The organism is Acinetobacter legionensis (assembly GCF_048552295.1).
Classification (GTDB): domain Bacteria; phylum Pseudomonadota; class Gammaproteobacteria; order Pseudomonadales; family Moraxellaceae; genus Acinetobacter.
This window is the reverse complement of record NZ_JBIMCW010000002.1, coordinates 147,808-170,732: the sequence shown is the minus strand read 5'-3', so window position 1 is coordinate 170,732 and position 22,925 is coordinate 147,808. Positions and strand designations below refer to the sequence as shown.

The window sequence follows — 22,925 nt, the reverse complement described above, 5'->3', positions numbered from 1 at the left end:
AATTAATATATTACACTCAATAAATTTAAGATTGAGGTATTAAAACCCCCAAATAATAAAATAGATGGAGCTTTAAAATGAAATATGGACGTATTATCGCCAGTCTACTTCTGACGAGTACATTAACAACTGCACATGCATCTAATGCGCAACAAGTGACTGTTAGCAAAGTAAATTCTGAGTATGCAAAAACCAAATATCCTGTGGTATTTGTGCATGGTATGGCTGGGTTTATTCGTGTTGGCGATGTTTTAGGATTAGACTACTGGTATCAAATTTTACCAGATTTGGCTCGTAACGGCGCCAATACGTGGGCCACACGAGTATCTCCTTTTAATTCTACCGAAGTGCGTGGTGAGCAATTGGCACAACAAGTGGAAGAGATTCTAGCAATTACTGGCAGTCAAAAAGTCAATCTGATCGGACATTCTCATGGCGGTCCAACCAGCCGCTATGTCGCAGGTATTATGCCTAATCAAATTGCTTCTGTCACAGCTGTTGGCTCTCCACAGAAAGGCAGTCCTGTTGCAAACCTAGTCTTAAGCGTAGAAGGCACACCGATCCAAGGCCCATTGGTAAGTATCGTAAACTTATTTTCAAAAGCAATTGTCTGGGCACAAGGTCTTAATCCCAATGAACTCCCTCATGATGCCTTGGCGGGTGGGAAAAGCTTAACTATTGAAGGTTCTGCACTCTTTAACAGTAAATTTCCCATGGGTGTCGGTAACACAACTTGTGGTGAAGGGGCATATCAAGAAAAAGGAATTCAATTTTACTCATTTACCGGCAATACGGCTGTTACAAATCTTCTAGACTTGGATTCTGCTCTACTTGGTACAAGTCTATTGATTAACGCTGGTCGTGATAATGATGGTTTAGTCTCACGATGTAGTGCTAAATTTGGTAAAACTATTCGGGATGATTACCGCTGGAACCACTTAGATGAGGTCAATCAAGTTTTAGGATTACGTGCAATTTTTTCACCAGACCCAGTGCAGGTCTACCGTGAACATACCAATCGTCTAAAATTACAAGGGCTTTAACAGAAGCAAGTAATAAAAAAATGCGCCATTTGGCGCATTTTTTAGCTGTAAAGCAAAGTTAAAATTAACCTTGTTTACGTGCTGGTAATTTTTCACGAATACGAGCAGCTTTACCAGACAATTCACGTAGGTAATAAAGCTTAGCACGACGAACGTCACCACGACGTTTCACTTCGATTTTAGCAACGATTGGAGAGTGAGTTTGGAATACACGCTCAACACCAACACCGCTAGAAATTTTACGTACAGTGAACGCAGAGTTCAAGCCACGGTTTTTCTTCGCAATTACTACGCCTTCAAAAGCCTGAAGACGCTCACGCTCACCTTCTTTTACTTTTACTTGAACGATAACTGTGTCACCAGGAGCAAAAGCTGGGATATCAGTTTTTAACTGTTGGTTTTCAATTGCTTGAACTAAAGGATGTTTACCACTCATTGTGGGAATCTCCGTTTTGCGGGACAGAAGAGGTCTGCACAACCGCTGGGGATAGAGGCTAAATCGCGTATCAACCCGTTTATCTTTCCCTTTACTTCTGATGTTACTCAGATCAATAAAGAGCCTAATATAAGTACTTAAAAATAAGTATTTTCTCGAAGCCGACTTCTTATGGAACTTAAATTCCTCAGGGCAATAATCATGAATTATTGCTATTTCCTGACTTAGAAGTACAGCTTCTGACTCGCGTTCAAACAAACATAATCAATGCTTGCCTACCCTCGCTCATCTTTTAGCCATTTTTTTTGCTGCTTGGTCAACTCAACTTGTTCCACCAACTCAGGTCGGCGTTCTAAAGTGCGTTGATAGCGTTGCAAAAACCGCCATTTTTCAATATTGGCATGGTGCCCTGACTTAAGTACTTCAGGAACATCCAAACCTTCAAAATGATCTGGCTTGGTATATTGTGGGCAATCTAAAAGACCATCCACAAAAGAGTCCTGCACTGCAGATTGTTCATCTGACATGGTATTCGGCAAACGTCGAATAATACTGTCTAATAAAACCATCGCAGGGAGTTCGCCACCTGATAATACGTAATCACCTATTGACCATTCCTGATCAACATATTTTTGGATCAAACGCTCATCAACACCCTCATAACGTCCACACAGTACAATTAATCCATCATATTCAACAAATTGCTGTACTGCTGGTTCATTTAAGGTCTGTCCTTGCGGTGACATATACACCACAGGAACCTGAACTGCACCTGCTTGCTTTGCAAGTTCTTTCGCATGGTGGATGGCTTTTGCCAATGGCTCAGCCATCATCACCATACCAGGACCACCACCAAATGGACGTTCATCCACTCGTTTGTAGTTACCTTCAGCAAATTCTCGCGGATTGATACAATGAACTTGTACAATGTCACGCTTTGCTGCTCGCCCGCTAATTCCGTACGCTGTAATCGCTTCAAACATTTCAGGAAAAAGCGTAATGACTGCAAAAAACATCGCAGACTCCTCTATTTTCCTGCTGCGCCAATCCTTATCGGATTAGAAATCTACGCCCCAATTGACATAGATACGACCAGCTTCGAGATCAACGCGTTGTACCACATCTTTATGCCATGGAATCATTCGCTCTTCGCCATCGATGCTATCTGCTGTTGCACGAACAACCATGACATCATTGGCGCCTGTTTCAAACAATTCATGGATTTGACCAAGATTTACTTCCTGCTCTTCATCATTCAGACCTAATACGATTAGACCCTTTAAATCAGACCAGTAATACTCGTCCACGCCTGCTTGAGGCAGTTGCGATTTTGAAATCCAAACATTAGCACCAACTAAGTTATCTGCTGCAGTGCGATCACTCACACTTTTCAACGAAACAACCAAGCCTTTGCCATGTGGTTTCCAACGTTTTACGTCTACAATTTGCCAACCTTCTTTGGTCTCAATGTACCAAGGGAGGTAGTCAAATATGTTGCTCATAGGTTCTGTATTGGAATAGACCCAGAGCCACCCATTTAATCCATATGCTGAACGTAGCTGTCCAATCTGAATACGATCTTCGGGCACATTCTGTGCTGGTGTCATGGGCTTACTGCCTAATTAAAGGTTTAATTATGCAGTAGCTGCAGCTTTCTTAGCTTGAGCAGCTAAAGAAGCAACACGTTCAGACGGTTGAGCGCCTTGAGCAACCCAGTGAGCAAAACGGTCAGCATCTAAACGAAGTTTTTCTGCTTTACCTTGAGCTGTAGGGTTAAAGAAACCAATACGTTCGATGAAACGACCGTCACGCGCATTGCGGCTATCAGTTACGATTACTTGATAGAACGGACGTTTTTTAGCACCACCGCGTGCTAGACGAATTACAACCATGATAGAACCTTATAGTTTTTACGGATTATCCTTGTACCGACCATCGATACATTTCAAACCCCTTTCATAGAGGGCAATATTTTACGTTATCTTTGTCATGAAAGAAAGATCAAATTTTATTTATCCACAATTTTGAATTTAATTTTTATTTGCCGTCCCAGTTTGTGGTTGCTGATGGAGTGCAAGTGGTGCCTTTGCTCCAACATTTTTGGCCTTGGCTATCTAATCCGACATCACCATTTCCGGCTTGCTGAGAACCCGCTATTGGAGCAGCATTTAAAGACCAAGTTAAATTATCTTTAGAAACTTCTAATTTAACTTTATATTTTGCTTCTCCAACACTTGGATAATCTTCTTCAAATGCTCCATTTTCCAATTTGGCATCTTTAAATGTCCCTTTCGCCATTTTATAATTGGATAAATTTCGGGCAATTTGAAGCATTTCACTTTGTGCATCAACTCGGTTTGTTCGAACAATATATTCTTGATATGACGGATAAGCGATTGCAGCTAAAATTCCTATAATTGCCACAACAATTAATATCTCAACTAATGTAAATCCTTTCTGCTTCATACTTTCACCATGATGTAATCTCACTACCTGTACAAGCTGTAAAAGTAACACTGTCTTTGGTTTTACAACGCAGTCCCTCACTCGTCATAAGTAGATTATAGTTTCTAACATCAGTACTTTCAGCTTTGATTGCCCAATTTCGACCTCTATTTGCATCATCCTTTAAAGACAATTGTTTCCCACTTATTGGATCTTGTAGGGTGATTGTGTATTTTACCTGATCACCACTTGCTCCTTTCGGTAAAACAATTTCAGTCATTGCCCCAGACACACCATAAATATAATTTGGATCAAAACCTTTATAAGTGAAATTTTTGGCTTTATACCGCTCTAGCTGCTCAGCAACTTTCTGCATTTCCTGCTGAGCAGCTGATGTAGAAGCTTTCCGGGTATACTCCGTATAGGCTGGAAAGGCTACGGCAGCTAAAATGGCAATAATTATGACAACGACCATTACTTCAATCAAAGTAAAACCAGATTGAGCACTTGATTGCTTACTGTAAATGTCAGTAGGCAAATTAGTTTCGAACTTAGCTTGCTGAAACATATTTTTCATACCACCGTATCGGATTTAGAATGCGGGTACATTCCCATTTACCAGAGCCTTGAATATTTCCAAGCATGGTTAAACTTCCACAACTATTTGGTTTATTTGAGTTTTCACCAGGTCCTAAAGTAATCCCTCGGATACCCGCCCCAATAACATTTGTATTTTTACCATTCAGAATTTGAAAGCCTGACTTTTTATCTTCATCTATATCCTTTGTACCATCTAATTTCAAACATACACCATATGGCAAACAGAACTGTTGGGTATTACTTTCACCGACAATGCGTGGTTTGCATGGATCTTGTTGTGCCACACCAGTTCCTTCTGGATCATATGTAGGTACAAATAAATAGTTAGTTAAAGCAATAGGTTCTTCTTCAAACGCCTTTATACCACCTGATGTTCTTCCTGATACATCATTTCCCGTATAATCGCTAGAAAGAGAACGATACCAACCTTGTAATCCTGTTTTATTATATGGAAAAAAGCTTGATGCAATTGCCCCAGATAGCGTTTGCGGATTTTTCTTTAAATCTGTCAGGACTAAATTAACTGTTTTTAAATCACTATCTGCAATCGTCATTAATGCCTTATTACTAAAATCACGATCAATTAACCCATAAACATTATTCATAGGTCTGTTTGGTATTGCTTTTGCAGGTAAAATTCCTTCTCGTCCAGTTAATGGCGTTACATCTAAAGGTGTACTACGATCACCTGAAGCAATCCCAACTAGAATAAAAGTGTCTGAACCTTGGGTATGCTTTGTTAAGGTTGGCGGTTGATAGAAGCGTGGTTGGTCTCCATCCATTACTGTTATACTGCCTAGATTTGCCAATCTTACAACCCGTTTACCAAATCCAGAAGCAGGTGTTCCTTTTGCATTATTTAAATCCGCTCTAAATACTTGTCCACCTAAATCACCAAAATAAAGATGATCAACCAGACCATCACCATCACGATCAACGGTACTTATACGACTCACAATACTATGCGTCATAGCTGCATTATTAGAGTCTGCGCCTGCATTACTTGCATACCACAGAACAGAACCATCATTCGCATCTATCATATAGACAGCATTACCATCTGCTTGTGCTTTCTTACAGGCAGCGCCACCATACTCCGCTGGATTTGCAGTATTTAATTTAAATCTTGGATTTTCATAGCACATATCATAACCACCGCCGATGATCATCACACGTTTGAATTTATCGCCATAACGTACATTTGCAAGTACAGGTTTAGACCAGGTTTGCCCTATGCGTGCATATTTTCCACCTAAATCAGGTCCAATTCTAAATAAAAATTTTGGTGAATTAGGATTCAGTACATTTAATCCGTAATAACTTGTCCCCCCCATCCGCATACCACCATACACATTCATTTGCTTCGCTCTTACAGATGTTGTGTTTGAGCTTGTGCCAAATTCATATGCCGGATCGGCAACCCATGCACCATCTATTCCATAAGTGGCATCACCGGCTTCACTTCTGCGTAAGGCTCTTGAAGCATCATCTTTTTCTAAGATATCTGCTGGAATAAAAACCATTTGTTCAGCACCTGTTGATCCATCAACAACACGTAAGCCCCCTTCCATACTTGAATAGAGTACAGATTGTGAGCGTACTGCTGTTAAATCACCATCTGCATCTAAATCACCAGAATAAGTCAGTTGAACAGGGAATGAGTGAATACTTGCCCCCATAGCAGTGAATGGGGAACTTGGTGGTGTTAATGTATCAGGTAAAGTTGTCGTTGTTGCCAAATCTAAGTCATAGCCAAGATAATTTAATATTTTAATCTTAAGTGGAGTTGAAAAATCTTTTACAACAGCTTGTGTCTTAAACCCTGTCAATAATGCTGCATTATTTGTAATTGGTTTATTTGTAACAGCCAATAAATTGCTATCTTTTGCAGAGATTTTTACAAGCTTCCCATTACTTACACTAGATACGTCTGTAAATAATGGTCTAAATAAATTAGGATTATCTGTTGTTGGCAAAGCTAATTTTGAATAAACTCCGCCTTTTTCAACAAGACCTAAATCAAATGAATTTGAAGCATTAAAAAGGTCTTTAGTATTTTTATTTAATGCACCTAGGTCATTAAAAATTGTTGTTGGTCCATCTTTTAAGGCTCCGCCATTAATTCCATACTTCTTTAAATTACCTTGCCAGATTAAATAATTTTTTCCAGGATCAGGTTTTAAAGCACGTAAATATCCATATGGTTGAAAACCATTTGGATTTAATGCGTCGACTGGCACAGAGATAGCACCTGTAGATAAAGGATCTGGTGGAGTATCTCCTAAAGAGTTGATAAACTGAATAACACTTAATGTAATATCTGTTGCTTTTGAGGCTTGGAAAAATCCGCCATTGCCGAAACCACCATCATAGTTATAGCCATCACTTCTTCCTGTTCCTAAGTTATTTTCAGTCGGTTTTGCAACTGATAAACTCCCAGCATATCCAGGTGAACACTTATCGTTAGGTTCTGCACCTGTTGCTGCATCTTTATATGCACGAGAGCTTATTCGACAAGCATTTTGAATATCTGTAGATGCATTCAAAGGATCACCAGCAAACTCTGTACCAAACCCAACAAAAGCTGTTTGAATAGATACCCCTTTAGGATTCGTTACAGGATTAAACAATGACTTCGCAAATGCTCCCATACAACGCCAAGCACTGCCATCTGCAGTGTTTGATAAGTCATTAGAACAAGAAAATAAACTTCCTTTATCATTTAAAGCTTGCTGCATTAAGGCTGCAGCACGTTCATCGCTGGAACTATTTGGCTGTCCATCTGATAAAAAATAAACCCCCTGACCATCACATGATGCACTCTTATTTGCATCTGGTAATGGCGATTTATATGATGCATTAACATTTTCTGCTGCTCTATCAATTACGATATCAGGGTATGTAGCATCTTTTATAATTGAGTTTGGTATACCACTATCAGCATTTGGTATTATATAGTCGTAATAATCCCCAGAATAAAAAGTATCTGTATAGGTATCGAGCCAACCACCATTTGGTTGAATATTAGGTTGATTTTCCCAAACGGGTGAATTATTAGTTATTGCTCCATTGGTCCCCCCATAAGTCGTCGTAGCGCCACTCCAATACTTACATGTTTGCGCTAACGTATTAAGGTTTAGAGCATTTAGAGACTGACAATAGTACGTTTTATAAGTATATGTATAATTATATCGTCTGGAAGAACCGGAGCCTGTTGATAAAACTGTATAACTCCTAGTCATATATTGCATATCTCTTTTTATTCTATATTTTTTTTCTGAATATGTCGTTGTACCCATTAAATATGAAGCTGCTTCAGCATAAGCGGGTGCAGAAGGTGTACCACTCCATGCAGTCAATCCAGCAATTGCTGTTTTAAGAGCTTTACGTTGATCGCTTTCATTCTCTCCTAGTTTTTTAGCAGGGACTAAAATTTGTGCAGTTCTACCATCTCCTCCAGCTGAAAAGTTGCCAACACCAACATAAGCTGTTGAAATTTTTGCACTACTGCCCTTTAACAAACTTTGTGCAGCTGAATCAGTACTATCTAAGAACTGAAACATTCCATCTTTTAATCGAGTTATTCGATCATAACAACGGTATGCACCATTGGATTGTAATTCACACCCAGTTACTGTATTTGTGACTTTTGGATTCGTTGCGGCACTGTTTTTAGTTATATAACAAAAATTACGAGCATATTGAGGCGTTGTATTTGATAATACTGAATAAATTTTACCATTGGTGTAATTACTACCGCTATTCATGGTATTTGTATTACTACAAACACCATAATCCTGAGCCAAACTCATATCTTTGATTTGACTTGAAGCATATCCATCCCCATACCCCATACTTCCAGATGTATCTAGCATCATGATAATTGTTTTTTGCCCAGCTGAAGGTGCAGCATAAATCTGCAAGTCAGTCGCTTGAACAACACTAGATGAAAACAGGAAGGTACAACTGAAAGCCAAACTAAAAGCTGTAAAGTTTTGTTTTTTTAAATACCACACTTTTTTTATCAATGAGGTACTTTTAATTGAGTTTCTCATGTTAATTCCCCCAAGAATTATGGTTTTTCCGTTTGTGTAAATAAAGTTTGCAAATTGAATTCTTGCGTTTGGCTATTTACAGGAACACCTAAATCAACTAAACAATTTGCAATAGTTTTAAAATCTTTCGTTTCCACATCAGTATTATCACTAATATAACCAGGATTAGCGCTATCAATGCCTACACAAGCTTGGGCAGCTTTAATGTCTTTAGCGAATGCTGGAAAAATAGAAGTTGTCGTTACTCTTACTCTTTGTTGCTCGACTACATTTTTGGGTAGAATCGTTCCCGCACTTACGTTTGTTCCTTCACCCAATAAAGCACCTGGTGGTAAATCGGTGACTGCGTCATTTGGAATTTTTATTGCAACTTGAGTGACCACAGCCTCCCTATTACTCCCAAAATCTTTTGTTAAATCACAAAATGCAGCTGAACCACCTGAGGCAACTGTTGGTTTTGCAGTTTTATTTGCTGGTGGGCGAAGTGTTGCGACACTTTGTGATGCACCAAACTTTACTTTTGAGGTAGGTCTATAACAAAAAATATACTCATTGCCTGGCTCTAATTTACTATCTTGCAAGGCAAAGCCCACGACCCCGCTTAAGTCCACCATTTTGGATAAATCTGATGTATAAAATTGATTTAAAGGAGTATCTGCAGTTTGACTTAAGAACTGCCCCACCTGTGTATTTGTTGCAATGTTCAATGATGTCATTGCAGTACGAATAGCAAAAACACCAATCAAAGTAATAAGTATCAGCATGAATAAAACAACAATCAAGGTTGCCCCTCTTTGGGACGAAGCCAACAACATTTTACTCATAGTGGCTCTCCCATCGCATTTCTTAATGCTATTGTTGTTGTGTATTCACGTCTTAAATACTTGCTGCTTGTATTTTTTAACTTAACCGCTTCATTTAAAAAATTTATACTTGCTGTAGGATCAATTAACGTACTTTTCGTATCATCTTTTGAACGGACTAGTACTCCAACTTTAATTGAGACAACTCTTGGTGGTTTTTTATTTGCAGCTGTTGCAGTTTTGGCATCACTCATATATTTATCAATCGAGTAATAGCTTAGATTTGTTTTATTATTATTTTGTGTACCTAAATAAAATCTTAAATGATCTACACGGGGCATGATGATTTGACTACGTTCACCCATCCCCTTAATTTGAGCAATAGATGTCGCTGGTGGTGTATTTGCATCACAAGCCAGTGCATAGTCTGTATCATTCTGACCATTATCATCCTTACGTAAAAAATAACGTTGAAGAATATATTCCCCTGCTGCAACTTCAGCCCCTTCACAATTAAACATTTTATTTGGCGCTATGAATAAAATTGTTAATTGATCACTTGCCGCATTTACATTTGATACCCCACCTGCAGTCGTTAAAAACTTTGTATCCAAAGCAATAGGTAAATTAACGTTTCCAGTTGCTCCACTGGTTAAAACAACACCACCTTGATTAGTTTTATCATTTAACTCTGGATTATTTATGTTCCCATAATTCGCAAGTCTTATATCATGCGCCATATATTCCAACCCAAAAACACCACTATCTTGCAACTCAGCACCTGCTTGTTGTAAGCGAGTCGTGATCAGGCCACCTGTAAATAGTTGTAGAGCAGCAGCACTAATGATTAATCCTAAAGCTAGGGCAACGATAAGTTCAACTAAAGTAAAACCTTTTTGTAATTGATTTTTCATACTAATAAGCCTCCATCATGAGGCATTTGGCATTATTTACATATATTCCAGAAGAATCCATACAGGCTGTATAATTCCCGGCAGAGAATTTTGTTCCATTCCAACCCGCGAATAGACACTGCCGGTTTGTAGATTGAATACCAGGGCAAGTCGCCATCGTTATATTTATTCCAACATTAGAAGCAGATCTTGCAACTAAAAATGCATCATAAGTAGCCATTTGTTCAGCAGTGCATGTTGTATCAATACATGATTTGGGCTCACTTGGACTACTCGTAATCCCTGCATAACTTTGTACTTTTGCAGGGTAAAAAGATTGACCATTTGGATTAGCGCGAATGCTTTCAGTTAAACCTCTCAATAATAATGTCGCTTGAGATCTAAGCAGCGCTTCTTCACCCGCCTCTACCGCTTTGAGTTGTAAAGCAGCAAAACCCAAAACACCTATAGCAAGTAACACTAAAGCCACCAATACCTCAACCATTCCAACACCTGCTTGCTTATTTATAATTTTCATGAACAAGTTCCTAATGAAATATCAGATGCACCAGTAGAAGCGACAGTAATACTTTTAGACTTACTTTTTGCACACAAAGTAAATGTTTTTACACTTTCAACATTACCCATGGGTAAAAAAACTACTCCTGATACTGTTGATGTTACATTTGTACTGTCTGCTATATTTGCAAGAATTACTCTATTTTGAGCAATAAATTTATCACTATCCGCATTAGCAATAGTTTTTGTTACACATTGTTTTGCCGTAATTTGCGTACCCGCATTGTCTTTATTTGGGCAGACAACAACAGTTGAACGCAACGCAATAGCCCTACTTCTCCCCTCATTTAGAGCAAAGAGTATTTCTCTAGCACTATTATCTAAATTTTGTCTGGTAATATTCTCTGAAAATGAAGGCGCTGCAATCGACGCAATAATCGCTAAAACAGCAATCGTCACCATCAACTCAATTAAGGTGAATCCTCGATTTTTTTGCATTGCTCCCCCCATTGCAACAAAACTTTACCCTATTAAAAATCATAGCTTAAATACTTACAAAACCAATACAAGTTGGACGAAAGGCATAAAAAAGCAGATAACTGAAATCTCAGCTATCTGCTTAAAAAATAAAGTTTAAATTTAAGCTTGAGTTACATGAATCCGTAGCTCTTTTGGCAAACTAAATGTGATGTTTTCCTCACGACCATTTAATTCTTGTGGCGCGGTCGCACCCCAGTCCTGTAAACGTTGAATTACTTGCTTAATTAAAATCTCAGGTGCAGATGCTCCTGCTGTCACACCAACCTTATGATTTGAGTTAAACCATTCTTGCTGTAACTCATCTGCATTATCAATAAGATAAGCATGCTTGCCCATACGTTCAGCCAACTCACGTAAACGATTCGAATTTGATGAGTTTGGAGAGCCAACAACCAACACCACATCACATTGTGTGGCTAAATCTCGCACAGCATCTTGGCGATTTTGTGTGGCATAGCAAATATCATCTTTACGAGGCCCTTGAATTTGAGGGAATTTATTGCGTAAAGCATCAATCACTTTGGCCGTATCATCTATAGATAAGGTTGTTTGGGTCACAAAGGCTATTTTTTCAGGATGATGTACTGTTAATGAAGCAACATCATCTTCATCTTCAACCAAGTAAATTTCACCACCATTTTTTTTGTCATATTGACCCATGGTACCTTCAACCTCAGGGTGACCTTCATGACCAATTAAAATCGCTTCAGTTCCTTCACGGGCATATTTCGTGACTTCAATATGTACTTTGGTGACCAATGGACAGGTTGCATCAAAGACTTTTAATCCACGGCGCTCTGCTTCTTGTTGAACTGCCTTAGATACGCCATGTGCACTAAAAATAACAATATTATCGTCAGGCACTTCATCCAACTCATCCACAAAAATTGCACCACGCTGACGTAGATCGTCAACCACAAATTTGTTGTGAACCACTTCATGACGTACATAAATAGGTGGATTAAAACATTCAAGCGCACGATTGACGATGGCAATTGCACGATCTACACCTGCACAAAATCCACGCGGATTAGCCAATACAATTTCCATAAAACCCTCAATGCTCACTTCAATGGTTGGATATATTTTATCGATTAAACACAAACAATGTGTAAAAACAGTTTTGTTTGTGTTCGCTCTACTCTAAAATAGAGAAGATATTTTATCATATCAGGAAAAATATCATGTCGGGTCTATTGTTTGTCGTTTCTGCGGCATCAGGAACAGGCAAAACATCTCTCGTTAAAGCGCTGCTTGAGCGTGTGAGCAATTTACACGTTTCTGTTTCACATACGACTCGTGGTCAGCGACCTGGCGAACTCGACGGTGTTCATTATCACTTTACCTCTAAAGAAAACTTTCTTGATCAAGTGAATCAAGGTGGTTTTATTGAATATGCAGAAGTTTTTGGTAATTATTATGGCACTGCGCAAACAACGGTAAGAGACCAATTGGCGAAAGGCCATGATGTGCTACTTGAGATCGATTGGCAAGGTGCAGAACAGGTTCGTAAACTTTTTCCTGAATCTAAACAAATTTTCATCCTCCCTCCTACTCAATTTGATTTACGTCAGCGTCTTTCAAATCGTGGTACAGACTCGGTTGAAGTCATTGAGCATCGTTTAAGTTGCGCGGTGGAAGACATGCAACAATATGTCAATTTTGAGTACATCATTATCAATGATGATTTCAATAAAGCGTTACATGATTTGGAATCTGTGATCAATGCCAACCGCTTAAAAATAGATCAACAGGCAAATCGTCATCAAGCTTTAATTACCAAACTGATTACACCCCAGTCTTAATCGTATTTCAATGCTTTCTAAATAAGCTTCGATTAAAACTTGAGTCTATAGTGAAAGCATTTTATACTGCACAGTCTATTTAAAAAATTTGTATTCAAACGAGAACTCTTATGGCACGCGTAACCGTTGAAGATTGTTTAGACCATGTGGACAACCGCTTTGAGCTTGTACTAGTGGCAAGCAAACGCGCGCGTCAATTGGCACGTCAAGGCATTGAACCGACTGTTGAGTGGGACAATGACAAGCCGACTGTTGTTGCATTACGTGAAATTGCGATTGGTCATGTGACTAAAGATATCTTGAAGCAACGTGATCAAGATTACCAAACGTCTAGTCTTGACCTTGCTTTATCAGCAAACAATCTTAATCTTGAAGGTTTTTCTTTCCAATAAGCTAAGCCTTTATAAAAAGCCTAGTTTTTCAACTAGGCTTTTTTATTTCAGTTATTTTGCAAAAAGTTTTGCCAATCAATCGACAAAATTCAAATTATTTGTTAAAAAAAATAGATATATTTGATGTCTAGAAATTGACAAGCGGCTCAATATGCTTTTCATTAAAGCATTAGGAAAAATATTTCAAATTTGTAATTTAAGATAGGTGTTCTATGCCAGGCCAACAGGTCAGCCAATCCAAGCAACAGCTGAATGTAATTATCGACGCTTACTTAAAACCAAGCGATGTCGAGCGAGTACTTGTGGCTTGTGATTATGCTGATATTGCGCATGATGGTATTACACGTAAAAGTGGTGAACCCTATATTTTACATCCGATTGCAGTGAGTTGTATTTTGGCACATATGCGTATGGATGCTGAAACACTCATGGCAGCACTATTACACGATGTAATTGAAGATACTGATTTTACCAAAGAAGATATCTCTGAAAAATTTGGTAAAACCGTGGCCGAATTGGTCGATGGAGTTACCAAACTCAGCCATTCCAGTGATAAAGAATATAATAAAGCAGCATCTTTTCGTAAGATTCTACAAGCCACCTTACAAGACCCACGTGTCATTATTATCAAACTCGCTGATCGTTATCATAATATGACAACACTGGGTGCTCTACGCCCAGATAAACGAGCACGAATTGCGCAAGAAACCTTTGATATTTTTGTTCCCATGGCACGCCTTGTCGGTATGAATGAGATGGCGGATAACTTAGAACATTTGTGTTATCAAAATCTCGATCTCGATATGTACAATGATGTACAAGAAAATTTACTCAAAACCAAACCAGAGCGCTGTAAATATCAATCGGTTTGGGAACAAAACTTAGCTGAACTGCTCAATAATTATAATATTCAAGGACGCATCAAAAAGAAAAATAACAATATCGAACTATTACGCCACTTTGTAAAAAACGAAATTGACTTACAAGAACTCACCCACAGCCACGCTTTCGAAATTATTTTACAAAGCATTGCCGATTGTGACCGATTGGTTGATGCCTTACGAGAAAATTTCCAAGTCATCGACTATGAAGACCACATCCGTCGGCCATTACCAGGCGGAAACCAATCTTTGATGATCAAACTCAAAGGTGAGCGCACAACATTGTCTTTAACCATTCAAACCGAGCTGATGCGCAAAGCTGCGCGCTTTGGGGTGGTTCTTGGTGAAAACGCTCCACAGGCATGTCGTTCAGCGATTCAAGCGTCGATGAAAAATTTAGATATCCTTGTCGGGGGAGAGTGTGCAAAGACTACATTTAGTGACCTCCTTGATTATCTACATCAAGAAAAAATCTGGGTCTATACACCACACGGACAGCTACATGAATTGCCTCAAGGTGCTACAGCAGTTGATTTTGCATATTCAGCAAGTCTGTTTTTAGGTAACCATGCTGTTGGTGCTAAAATTAATGGTGAAATTAAACCCCTTTCAACACCTTTAGTCAGTGGTCAGGTGGTTGAAATTATTACCGATGTATTGGCAACACCAAATCCAGACTGGTTAAGTTTTATTAATACCCAAAAAGCACGTCGTGCGATTCAGAACATCTTGCGTGACCAAGATCCCGATGAACAACGTTTAGTGGGGCAACAAGCGCTTAACCGTGCTTTAAAATTATTTAGTCGCTCAACTAAAGACTTGTCTGAAGCTGATTGGAAGGATTTATTAGAGTGGCGCCACGTAACTAATAAAGACACCTTATTTGAACAAATTGCAGTCGGTGACCTGCTACCGCAACTGGTCGCCAATCATTTATTTGCTCAATCCAAAGCCACTGAGGAACACGCTTCTAAGCGCTTGATTCAAGGTACCGATGGTGTCGATGTTAAGTATGCACACTGTTGTAACCCTGTATTGGGAGATCCAATTCAAGGACATTTATCTCGTCGTGGTTTAATTGTACATCGTGCACGTTGCCATAATTTATTGCATGAGCAACATTTACACCCAGAAAACATCATGTCTTTGCACTGGACGTCGGAAGAAGAAGACGATGTTAACTTCAATGCTTATTTGAGTATTGACCTTGTTTTAACTGATGAACAAATTTCAGAATTGATTTACTTATGTCGTAAAGCAAAAACTGGGGTTGAATCAGTCCGTTCTCATGAAGATAAAACTTATGTGAATATCGTGGTCAATAATCGTAAACAAATTGCGCAAATCATTCGTGAATTACGTATGCAATTTGGTTTTCCTCGAATTAGTCGGATGTCCATGCCCGTTTCAATTAACGAGGCGCTAAAAGCAAAAGCGTGCTAAATTAAGATCTGTAATGTTTATCGAGAGTCTTCGATGCACTTTGCATGCTATTCATCCTTTATGATGAAATGATTTGAAATCAAGGAGAAATCAATGTCCCGCCAAGTGATCCATACTGAAAATGCCCCTGCTGCAATTGGTACTTATTCACAAGCTATTTTAGTAGACAATACATTATATCTATCAGGGCAAATTGGCTTAGATCCGTATAGCATGGAGTTGGTTGAAGGCATTGAAGCGCAAATTCGACGTGTTTTTGATAATTTAAAAGCAGTGTGTGAAGCCGCAGGTGGTTCTTTAGCAGATATTGCAAAGCTCAATATTTTTCTGACTGATTTATCAAACTTTCAATTGGTTAACCAAATCATGGGCGAATATTTTGCTCAACCTTACCCTGCTCGTGCAGCATTAGGTGTTGCATCATTACCTAAAAATGCGTTGGTTGAAATGGATGGTATTGTCATTATTCCTCAATAATAGCAGTCAAATATTAAACATTTGATTTTAAATAATTTAAAAAATAAAACTAAATACTACCGATCAGGTAGTATTTTTTTATTCAAAAAGCCAATAAAGATTAATGATATTTCAAATTAATTCCATTGACAAATGATAACAATTATCAATAATATTAGATATCGCATTTAACCTTAGGGTTGAGTTTCATGTACGTTTGTTTATGTCGTGGTATTACAGATCAAGATATCAAAGATGCAATGGCAAATGGTGCAGAGAGCTACCGTGAAGTACGTGAATTATTAGACTTAGGCACGTGCTGTGGTCGCTGTGCTCCTGAAGCAAAAAGCATTATCAATGAAGAGCTATCACTTATTGCAGCACGTATTTCTGTTGCCGCATAGTTTTAAATCCAAAGATTCAATCATAAAAAGTTTATATAAATAACGACAATAAATAAGTTTTTTAATGATCCCCAGATCATTCTCCTCCCCCGCTTCGACTCAAGGCGGGTTCGTTTTTTAATCAATCTCTTTTAGCCAAAACGACATCCCTACTGTTTTTGATTGCGATTTTCATTTGCCGTTCCATAAACTACTCGTAACCCTCTAAAAAGTTGATTAATATAGAGCCATATCGAATTACCTTAATCATTAAATTTCAATGACTCAGTTTAAATTCACATTAAGGTACACAATTAGAATGGAGTTTTAGCCATATGCAAGGCAATCGAGATGTAATTAATCAACTCAATCAAGTGCTTTACCATCACTTGACTGCGATTAACCAATACTTTCTACACTCGCGTATGTTTAATGATTGGGGAATCGAAAAACTTGGTTCGGCTGAATACAAAGAATCTATTCGCCAAATGAAGCATGCGGATAAGATCATTGAACGTATTCTTTTTTTAGAAGGCTTGCCTAATCTTCAACATTTAGGAAAGTTGTATATTGGTCAACATACGGTTGAAGTTTTAAACTGTGATGTACGTAAAGTAAAAGAAAACATAGATGCATTGAAAACAGCTGTTGAACTGACTGAAAGCAACTTAGATTATGTGACTCGTGATCTTGTTCAAGAAATTCTTGAGAAAGAAGAAGAATTTTGGGATTGGACAACGACCCAACTAGATCTCAGTGAAAGTGTTGGTATCGAAAATTATATTCAAAGCCAACTCTAATTAATTTTTAAATATCACAAAAGAATCCCCCAATTGATTGGGGGATTTTTTATTTTATTTCAAAATGTAGCGATGCAAACACTACAGTCATCACAATTCACTTTTATGAAAAGGTATTATTTTCCTGCAACAGATACAGGTAATAGATCCTGATATGATTTCTCTTGCCCATGCAGTGTCTTTAGAATCCATAACTGATGTTCAGCTTCAGCTTTTTTACCATTAAAAGCCAAGACCTGTGCATATTTCTGAATATCATATGCCGAAGCTAAGTTTGCCACCATACGCCCCATATATTGCAACTGCTGATCCGACATTTTGCTATATGGATTTAGACCAATCCACCAGACACGTTCTTTAAATTGCGTCAGCAACAAAATATCTTGATTCATCACTGCTTGCTGTGAAGCACTTAACGGTGTTTTCTTATTTACGAATACACTTTGTTGGCGGTATAAAATATAGTCTCGATAAATCACTCCCACCAAGACCAAACCAATCACAATAATACTCACTGTAACCGCAGACTTTAAGTTCTCTGTAGGCAAACGAGCATACTGAGCTTGGATGATCCCCAATAAAAAACCTAAAGGAAGTAAGAAATATGCATAGTGAATTGGATATTCCAATAAAGCATGAATCAAAATGGCACAGACCATCAAACCCGCTGCAATTGAAACCGCATCTTTAATGCCTTTATTTAACCAATACAGCCAACATGCGACATAAACAATAATCAATCCACCAATCGGGATACCATTCCAAATCAGTAAATCCAAAATCACGTTATGTGCTGTTTTATACCATTCATGTGATGGATATAAATCAAAAGCGGCGATTTGCGCCATCCCTGTTTGATTCCAACCGTACCCAAACCACGGCTTTTCTAAAATCGCGACTAGGGCTTGATTCCACATATCTAAACGGAGATAACCTGAAGATGCTCGCTCGACTACTGAAGCTGTCTGTGTTACTTCTTGTGTTGATACAGATACAATCCACTGATTCAGCATGGGTAAGCATGTAATCAACGCAATAAATACGCCAGACCATGCGAGTAATTTTACAAACCCAAAGCGTTTAGTTTGACCGAATTGCTTAATGGTCAAATAAATCAATGTGAACAAACATACCACCCAGGCAGTACGAGATTGGGTTAATGCAATGGTCAATAGAAAAATAAAAGTTGATGGCCCGAGTATGTAGTTTGGTAGTATTTTCTTTTCATAAAAATATAAACATGCAAATACCCCCATACACATAAACGTTGCCAAATTATTCGGCTGGGCAAAGTTTGCATATGGACGGTTTTCGCGTAACCTATTCATTAATGGGCTAAAATAATCGTTTATATTTAACCATTGGCAAATTGCAATAAAACTTGAAAGCATCGCACCCGTAAAAACCACAAGACAAAACAATTTAAAGACTTGTTCTCTTTGACCTTTTTCACCTACGGCTAAGTTATAACCGACAATCAGCATCATCCAAAACATGACAATATAGGCTGTACAGAGCAATGCATTACTTAAATACAAAATCTCGCCAAAGCCCCATTGAATCAATGGAATTGCCAATACAGGTAATATAAGCAATTGCGGTTTTGGAATTTTTAAGTCTTTATTTAGAAAAGCACTGAGCAACACTAAGGTCGATAGAAAAGTAAGTGCTTCACTACCAAAGGTTGTCCAAGGCATTTTATGGATCGGTAAAAGCCAAGCAAGTAAAAGCAATAAAGCTGAAAGAAGATAAGGGATGGCTTTCATAGAAAAAGTGAATAGAAAAACTGAGCCTATTATAGCGTTTCTAACATTTTTTGTTTAAGGAATGATTGTACAGTTTGCACATTTACTTATGCGATATTCACTCCTGCAAAGAAGATTCTACATGCTATATTGGTTAAGGCTGTTGAGTTGATTGCAATTGATGTAGGGCTAGATACTCTTTCTCTTGCGCAAAATGTTAAAGAAGCAAAAAAAGGACCAAAAAAATCAAAAGTGAATATGAGCATTTAAAGTAAGATTATGAAAAATTAATGGAAAAAGCAAATTTATTGTTATTGAAAAATTTTTGAGTTAAAATAAAAAACGCACCTATGTTAGATGCGTTTCAGCCTTGTTTTCTATTATGAGGTTTTTAGAACACATTTACCAGTCGCAATAGTACATTCAGCTGTTTTACTTAAGCCCTTACCTACTGCTATTGTACCAACAATAACTTTTGCGTCATCTGCAGGTTTAGCAACTGTACAATGATTTGTCGAAAAATCATCTGCATCTGGTTCTGGGGTTGCAGTAGCTCCAGTTTCTGGATCATTTTTCCAAAGATTATATTGACTAGTGTAGTTTTGAGCCGATGCAAGACATTGGTTGTCAACAGCACGTTTCGTATAGTTTTGATACGCAGGAATCGCAATCGCAGCAAGAATACCGATAATTGCAACAACGATCATTAATTCAATTAGGGTAAAACCTTTTTGAGCATTCATAACATTTCTCCAATGTTTTAAAAATTTTTATAGCTTTTAGAGCAATTTATATGGCTGTTCTTTTTGTGGAAAAAATCAACAACCAATCGAGACTCTTTGATTTTAGAGAGAATGTAATGCTTTACAAGGTTTTTTTTACTGCTTATATTTTTACGTAATTAAACGTAAAAAAGTGACATTTATTGTCACCAAAAATAAAATTAATTCACAATGATTGGATTGTTTGATAATTCATTTACATTATTAATTTGACTATATTTATTCCCATAAAATAAATTTAAAATTTGACCAATTTCTAAAACACCATTACTCACTGCAGTTCGATAATTTTTGTTTTTAAGTTCAGCAATCATCACATCACAAATCTGTTGCCACGTTTGCTGTGTAGTAGCTTGATAAATACCACGATCTATCACAATTTCGACTGCCTTTTCACATAAGTTTAAATACAGCAATACACCACTATTATACTCAGTATCCCACACGCCCAACTCAGCAAACAATTGGTGTGCCCTTAACCGTGTATTTTGATGATATGCCTGATGACTTGGAATATGCCCCTCGATCACCACTTGTATTTCACCGACATGGCCTTCTTCTGCTTGCTTCACCGTTTGTGCAATTGCATGCTGATCTTGCTTTGAAAAATAGCGTTTCGAGGCAGGCATATATAAAACGTGCTTTAACCAACGTTTAAAGCTCGGTTGTACCTGTTCCTGTAACTTCGGTTCAGTCACAATTGCTGTTGTATCTGTTTTTGTTACCATGAGCCTGATGCTCCTCCACCGCCGAAACCACCACCGCCGCCACTATAGCCCCCACCACCGCCAAAACCACCACCGCCACCGCTCCCACCACGTCCACTACCAGATAAAAACATTTGGAAAATGAGTTGTGCCAGTGATGTAATCAACAAAAAGAATATACCAAAACCCAAAACTAAGCTCATTACAATCCCTGAGCCATAAATAAGACCCGCAGCGGTTGCTGTTACACCTGCAACTGCTGCACTTAAACGATTACCGACGATAAATGATGCAAAGATACCAATCACCAAAATCACCATAGCAGTGGTCAAGGTTCGATCCTTTGCTTCTTGTTCTTGCAACGCTTGATTTTGACGCTCTTTTAGCTCATCTGCGGCTTGTTTGGCAATTTCAGGGTCAAGGTTTAAAATACGCTCAATTTCATTGACAGCCGCCAGTAAACCTTGAGCATATTGTCCTTGCTTAAAATCCGGTGTGATCTGATTGCGTATAATCCGACTGGCCACAATGTCAGGGAGTACACCCTCCAAACCATAGCCTGTTGCAATATGGATTTTATGATCATTGACTGCAACTGCGATCAATAAACCATTGTCTTGTTTTGCTGAACCTAACTTCCATTGCTCAGCAACACGCATTGCAAAATCAAAAATACCTTCTTGCCCTGTAGTTGGAACAATGATAATCCCAATTTGTGCTTTACCTTGACGATAAATATCACGAATTTGTTGTTCTAAATTTTGCTTTTCAGCTGCCGATAAAACATTGGCTTGATCAACGACAGGCTGGTTTAATGTGGGAATATTTCGAGCACTTTCACCCTCGGCCATATCATTGGCAACTTGTGGTAAGTCTTTTGAGGAAGTTTGAGGTGCTTGCTGTGTGGTAGTTGTTTGTTTTTGAGCATCTGTGGGTTTTGAGCCGATCACATTGGGCAAATTGGCATTGGGTACAACTTTACCCAAAACAATTGCGTCTTGTACCTCTTGCTCATCTGTGGCCGTAGCTGTTTCAGCCCAAACACTCGATTGAACAGAAAGCATCAGTCCCAAAAATACAAATAATATTGTACTCATGTTTTTCATTACTGATTTTTCTCGCCATTCAATCATAGTTCACCTTTTATTGAATAATGAAAAATATTCTCACTATCTTTTATCTCAAGCGTTAAAGACAGAGAAATAAAATCACATCATTAATTAAAATTAACTGTTGGCGCTTTCGATGCACCTGCTTCAGCACTAAAGTTCGGTTTAGCTTTCATACCAATCACTTTAGCAGTCATTGCCTGAGGGAATTGACGCACATAGGTATTGTAATCTTGAACAGATGCAACATAACGTGTCCGTGCAGTACTAATACGGTTTTCAGTCCCTTCCAATTGAACCTGTAAATCACGGAATTGTTCATTGGCTTTTAAATCTGGATAATTTTCTGTCACCGCTAAAAGACGTGATAATGCACCTGTCATTTGTGATTGTGCTTCTTGGTATTTTTTAAACAATTCAGGATCGTTCAATACTTCTTTGTCTACTTTTAAACCTGCGACATTGGCACGTGCCTCAGTCACCTCAGTTAAAACTTTTTCTTCGTGGGTTGCATAACCTTTGACCACATTCACCAAGTTAGGGACTAGATCTGCACGACGTTGATATTGGTTTTCAACTTCAGACCATGCCGCATTTACAGACTCATCTTTAGCTTGCAAAGTGTTATAGCCACAACCTGAAAAAGCTAAGGTGCTTGCCAGTGTAAGTGCAACTAAACCTTTTTTCATTGAATTCATCGCCAATTCCTCAAAGATATTTATTTGTATTTGTTGATATCTCTGCATTCTATACAGTTTAAGGCAAAGTTTTGTTTAATTTCTGCTACCTAGCCAAAGACGAGACAATTAAATTTTTGCATGTTTGATAGAAATTGTTGAAGAATGCCTTAAACCAAAACCTTTTTAAATGTTTAAAATTATCTAGACCTGACTAAATTAACTTTGCATTGCTATCGCCCAAATATTCTGCGGGTTGATCAAGCTGATCTAGTGTTTTACTCATGAGATTATAATCCGATCATCAGCAGATAAATTTTTAGCTTTATTTTTTTTATTTTTTTTATTTTTATTTAAATTATTCACTTAGAATTTAAACATCTTTTAAAGATACAAAAAAGCCACCCTCAG

At 38.1% G+C, this 22,925-nt stretch carries 24 protein-coding genes; 7 read left to right on the top strand and 17 right to left on the bottom strand.

All coding sequences use genetic code 11. The features are described from left to right. The first annotated feature begins 77 nt into the window (after positions 1–77). Positions 78–1,043, top strand: coding sequence for a lipase family alpha/beta hydrolase (locus tag ACG916_RS02330; RefSeq protein ID WP_336952279.1), 966 nt, complete (start codon positions 78–80; stop codon positions 1,041–1,043). Positions 1,044–1,107: 64 nt separating this feature from the next. Here ACG916_RS02330 and rplS read toward each other — a convergent pair whose 3' ends face one another. From rplS to ispH, 12 genes are all read right to left on the bottom strand, one after another. Beyond that, positions 1,108–1,479, bottom strand: coding sequence for a 50S ribosomal protein L19 (gene rplS, locus ACG916_RS02325; protein ID WP_234623337.1), 372 nt, complete (start codon positions 1,477–1,479; stop codon positions 1,108–1,110). 275 nt (positions 1,480–1,754) lie between these two features. Then, a complete protein-coding gene (trmD, locus tag ACG916_RS02320) occupies positions 1,755–2,495 on the bottom strand; it encodes a tRNA (guanosine(37)-N1)-methyltransferase TrmD (protein WP_419327023.1) in 741 nt (246 codons plus the stop codon). Positions 2,496–2,537: 42 nt separating this feature from the next. Next, entirely contained in the window at positions 2,538–3,086 is a 549-nt protein-coding gene (rimM, locus tag ACG916_RS02315; RefSeq protein ID WP_336952281.1) for a ribosome maturation factor RimM, read from the bottom strand. Positions 3,087–3,113: 27 nt separating this feature from the next. Continuing rightward, on the bottom strand, positions 3,114–3,371 hold the full coding sequence (gene rpsP / locus ACG916_RS02310) for a 30S ribosomal protein S16 (RefSeq protein ID WP_004718284.1): 258 nt from the start codon (positions 3,369–3,371) through the stop codon (positions 3,114–3,116). A gap of 145 nt (positions 3,372–3,516) precedes the next feature. Continuing rightward, entirely contained in the window at positions 3,517–3,945 is a 429-nt protein-coding gene (locus ACG916_RS02305) for a type IV pilin protein (protein WP_154129291.1), read from the bottom strand. 4 nt (positions 3,946–3,949) lie between these two features. Beyond that, positions 3,950–4,492, bottom strand: coding sequence for a type IV pilin protein (locus ACG916_RS02300; protein WP_419327022.1), 543 nt, complete (start codon positions 4,490–4,492; stop codon positions 3,950–3,952). Next, positions 4,476–8,579, bottom strand: coding sequence for a pilus assembly protein (locus ACG916_RS02295; protein ID WP_419327021.1), 4,104 nt, complete (start codon positions 8,577–8,579; stop codon positions 4,476–4,478). Before ACG916_RS02295 ends, ACG916_RS02300 begins: the two co-directional genes overlap by 17 nt. 17 nt (positions 8,580–8,596) lie before the next feature. Beyond that, positions 8,597–9,403, bottom strand: coding sequence for a pilus assembly PilX family protein (locus tag ACG916_RS02290; RefSeq protein WP_166783032.1), 807 nt, complete (start codon positions 9,401–9,403; stop codon positions 8,597–8,599). Beyond that, positions 9,400–10,296, bottom strand: a complete 897-nt coding sequence (locus ACG916_RS02285) for a PilW family protein (RefSeq protein WP_166783031.1) — start codon at positions 10,294–10,296, stop codon at positions 9,400–9,402. The genes ACG916_RS02290 and ACG916_RS02285 overlap by 4 nt, the downstream gene beginning before the upstream one ends. A gap of 1 nt (position 10,297) precedes the next feature. Continuing rightward, positions 10,298–10,813, bottom strand: coding sequence for a type IV pilus modification protein PilV (pilV, locus tag ACG916_RS02280; protein WP_166783030.1), 516 nt, complete (start codon positions 10,811–10,813; stop codon positions 10,298–10,300). Next, a complete protein-coding gene (locus ACG916_RS02275) occupies positions 10,810–11,292 on the bottom strand; it encodes a GspH/FimT family pseudopilin (RefSeq protein ID WP_166783029.1) in 483 nt (160 codons plus the stop codon). Before ACG916_RS02275 ends, pilV begins: the two co-directional genes overlap by 4 nt. A gap of 141 nt (positions 11,293–11,433) precedes the next feature. Further along, positions 11,434–12,384 carry a 4-hydroxy-3-methylbut-2-enyl diphosphate reductase gene (gene ispH / locus ACG916_RS02270; RefSeq protein ID WP_336952289.1) on the bottom strand — a complete coding sequence of 317 codons (951 nt, stop codon included), beginning with the start codon at positions 12,382–12,384 and terminating at the stop codon, positions 11,434–11,436. Between the two features lie 134 nt (positions 12,385–12,518). On the opposite strand from ispH, the gene gmk reads away from it, so the two are divergent. The 6 genes from gmk (at position 12,519) to bfr (ending at position 17,494) form a co-directional block, all read left to right on the top strand. After that, entirely contained in the window at positions 12,519–13,139 is a 621-nt protein-coding gene (gene gmk / locus ACG916_RS02265; RefSeq protein WP_336952290.1) for a guanylate kinase, read from the top strand. 110 nt (positions 13,140–13,249) lie between these two features. After that, entirely contained in the window at positions 13,250–13,531 is a 282-nt protein-coding gene (gene rpoZ, locus ACG916_RS02260; RefSeq protein WP_004718302.1) for a DNA-directed RNA polymerase subunit omega, read from the top strand. A gap of 212 nt (positions 13,532–13,743) precedes the next feature. Beyond that, entirely contained in the window at positions 13,744–15,855 is a 2,112-nt protein-coding gene (locus ACG916_RS02255; RefSeq protein ID WP_336952291.1) for a RelA/SpoT family protein, read from the top strand. A gap of 93 nt (positions 15,856–15,948) precedes the next feature. Next, on the top strand, positions 15,949–16,332 hold the full coding sequence (gene ridA / locus ACG916_RS02250) for a deaminase RidA (protein WP_004718306.1): 384 nt from the start codon (positions 15,949–15,951) through the stop codon (positions 16,330–16,332). 188 nt (positions 16,333–16,520) lie between these two features. Further along, positions 16,521–16,715 carry a bacterioferritin-associated ferredoxin gene (locus tag ACG916_RS02245; RefSeq protein WP_004718308.1) on the top strand — a complete coding sequence of 65 codons (195 nt, stop codon included), beginning with the start codon at positions 16,521–16,523 and terminating at the stop codon, positions 16,713–16,715. Between the two features lie 314 nt (positions 16,716–17,029). Beyond that, positions 17,030–17,494, top strand: a complete 465-nt coding sequence (gene bfr / locus ACG916_RS02240; protein WP_419327019.1) for a heteropolymeric bacterioferritin subunit Bfr — start codon at positions 17,030–17,032, stop codon at positions 17,492–17,494. A 116-nt stretch (positions 17,495–17,610) separates the two neighbouring features. Here bfr and ACG916_RS02235 read toward each other — a convergent pair whose 3' ends face one another. The 5 genes from ACG916_RS02235 to ACG916_RS02215 all read right to left on the bottom strand — a co-directional run bounded on the left by ACG916_RS02235 (position 17,611) and on the right by ACG916_RS02215 (position 22,535). Further along, positions 17,611–19,260 carry a PglL family O-oligosaccharyltransferase gene (locus ACG916_RS02235; RefSeq protein WP_419327018.1) on the bottom strand — a complete coding sequence of 550 codons (1,650 nt, stop codon included), beginning with the start codon at positions 19,258–19,260 and terminating at the stop codon, positions 17,611–17,613. Between the two features lie 359 nt (positions 19,261–19,619). Further along, positions 19,620–19,982, bottom strand: a complete 363-nt coding sequence (locus ACG916_RS02230) for a prepilin-type N-terminal cleavage/methylation domain-containing protein (RefSeq protein WP_419327017.1) — start codon at positions 19,980–19,982, stop codon at positions 19,620–19,622. A gap of 200 nt (positions 19,983–20,182) precedes the next feature. Further along, a complete protein-coding gene (locus tag ACG916_RS02225; protein WP_419327016.1) occupies positions 20,183–20,749 on the bottom strand; it encodes a TPM domain-containing protein in 567 nt (188 codons plus the stop codon). Next, positions 20,743–21,861 (bottom strand): TPM domain-containing protein, encoded by a 1,119-nt coding sequence (locus ACG916_RS02220; RefSeq protein WP_419327015.1) that lies wholly within the window; start codon positions 21,859–21,861, stop codon positions 20,743–20,745. The genes ACG916_RS02225 and ACG916_RS02220 overlap by 7 nt, the downstream gene beginning before the upstream one ends. 83 nt (positions 21,862–21,944) lie before the next feature. After that, the gene (locus ACG916_RS02215; RefSeq protein ID WP_151802279.1) at positions 21,945–22,535 is read right to left on the bottom strand and encodes a LemA family protein; all 591 of its coding nucleotides are present in this window, start codon (positions 22,533–22,535) and stop codon (positions 21,945–21,947) included. Positions 22,536–22,925: the final 390 nt, after the last annotated feature.

Bases quoted from the DNA above. Each gene is read 5' to 3' on its own strand.
- ACG916_RS02220 (WP_419327015.1), bottom strand. From the start codon at position 21,861: ATGATTGAATGGCGAGAAAAATCAGTAATGAAAAACATGAGTACAATA.
- gmk (WP_336952290.1), top strand. From the start codon at position 12,519: ATGTCGGGTCTATTGTTTGTCGTTTCTGCGGCATCAGGAACAGGCAAA.
- rimM (WP_336952281.1), bottom strand. From the start codon at position 3,086: ATGACACCAGCACAGAATGTGCCCGAAGATCGTATTCAGATTGGACAG.
- ACG916_RS02245 (WP_004718308.1), top strand. From the start codon at position 16,521: ATGTACGTTTGTTTATGTCGTGGTATTACAGATCAAGATATCAAAGAT.
- ispH (WP_336952289.1), bottom strand. From the start codon at position 12,384: ATGGAAATTGTATTGGCTAATCCGCGTGGATTTTGTGCAGGTGTAGAT.
- ACG916_RS02230 (WP_419327017.1), bottom strand. From the start codon at position 19,982: ATGAATGCTCAAAAAGGTTTTACCCTAATTGAATTAATGATCGTTGTT.
- ACG916_RS02285 (WP_166783031.1), bottom strand. From the start codon at position 10,296: ATGAAAAATCAATTACAAAAAGGTTTTACTTTAGTTGAACTTATCGTT.
- ACG916_RS02330 (WP_336952279.1), top strand. From the start codon at position 78: ATGAAATATGGACGTATTATCGCCAGTCTACTTCTGACGAGTACATTA.
- pilV (WP_166783030.1), bottom strand. From the start codon at position 10,813: ATGAAAATTATAAATAAGCAAGCAGGTGTTGGAATGGTTGAGGTATTG.
- ACG916_RS02300 (WP_419327022.1), bottom strand. From the start codon at position 4,492: ATGTTTCAGCAAGCTAAGTTCGAAACTAATTTGCCTACTGACATTTAC.
- bfr (WP_419327019.1), top strand. From the start codon at position 17,030: ATGCAAGGCAATCGAGATGTAATTAATCAACTCAATCAAGTGCTTTAC.
- ACG916_RS02305 (WP_154129291.1), bottom strand. From the start codon at position 3,945: ATGAAGCAGAAAGGATTTACATTAGTTGAGATATTAATTGTTGTGGCA.
- ACG916_RS02215 (WP_151802279.1), bottom strand. From the start codon at position 22,535: ATGAATTCAATGAAAAAAGGTTTAGTTGCACTTACACTGGCAAGCACC.
- ACG916_RS02255 (WP_336952291.1), top strand. From the start codon at position 13,744: ATGCCAGGCCAACAGGTCAGCCAATCCAAGCAACAGCTGAATGTAATT.
- ACG916_RS02235 (WP_419327018.1), bottom strand. From the start codon at position 19,260: ATGAAAGCCATCCCTTATCTTCTTTCAGCTTTATTGCTTTTACTTGCT.
- rpsP (WP_004718284.1), bottom strand. From the start codon at position 3,371: ATGGTTGTAATTCGTCTAGCACGCGGTGGTGCTAAAAAACGTCCGTTC.
- trmD (WP_419327023.1), bottom strand. From the start codon at position 2,495: ATGTTTTTTGCAGTCATTACGCTTTTTCCTGAAATGTTTGAAGCGATT.
- ACG916_RS02225 (WP_419327016.1), bottom strand. From the start codon at position 20,749: ATGGTAACAAAAACAGATACAACAGCAATTGTGACTGAACCGAAGTTA.
- ACG916_RS02295 (WP_419327021.1), bottom strand. From the start codon at position 8,579: ATGAGAAACTCAATTAAAAGTACCTCATTGATAAAAAAAGTGTGGTAT.
- ridA (WP_004718306.1), top strand. From the start codon at position 15,949: ATGTCCCGCCAAGTGATCCATACTGAAAATGCCCCTGCTGCAATTGGT.
- ACG916_RS02275 (WP_166783029.1), bottom strand. From the start codon at position 11,292: ATGCAAAAAAATCGAGGATTCACCTTAATTGAGTTGATGGTGACGATT.
- rpoZ (WP_004718302.1), top strand. From the start codon at position 13,250: ATGGCACGCGTAACCGTTGAAGATTGTTTAGACCATGTGGACAACCGC.
- rplS (WP_234623337.1), bottom strand. From the start codon at position 1,479: ATGAGTGGTAAACATCCTTTAGTTCAAGCAATTGAAAACCAACAGTTA.
- ACG916_RS02290 (WP_166783032.1), bottom strand. From the start codon at position 9,403: ATGAGTAAAATGTTGTTGGCTTCGTCCCAAAGAGGGGCAACCTTGATT.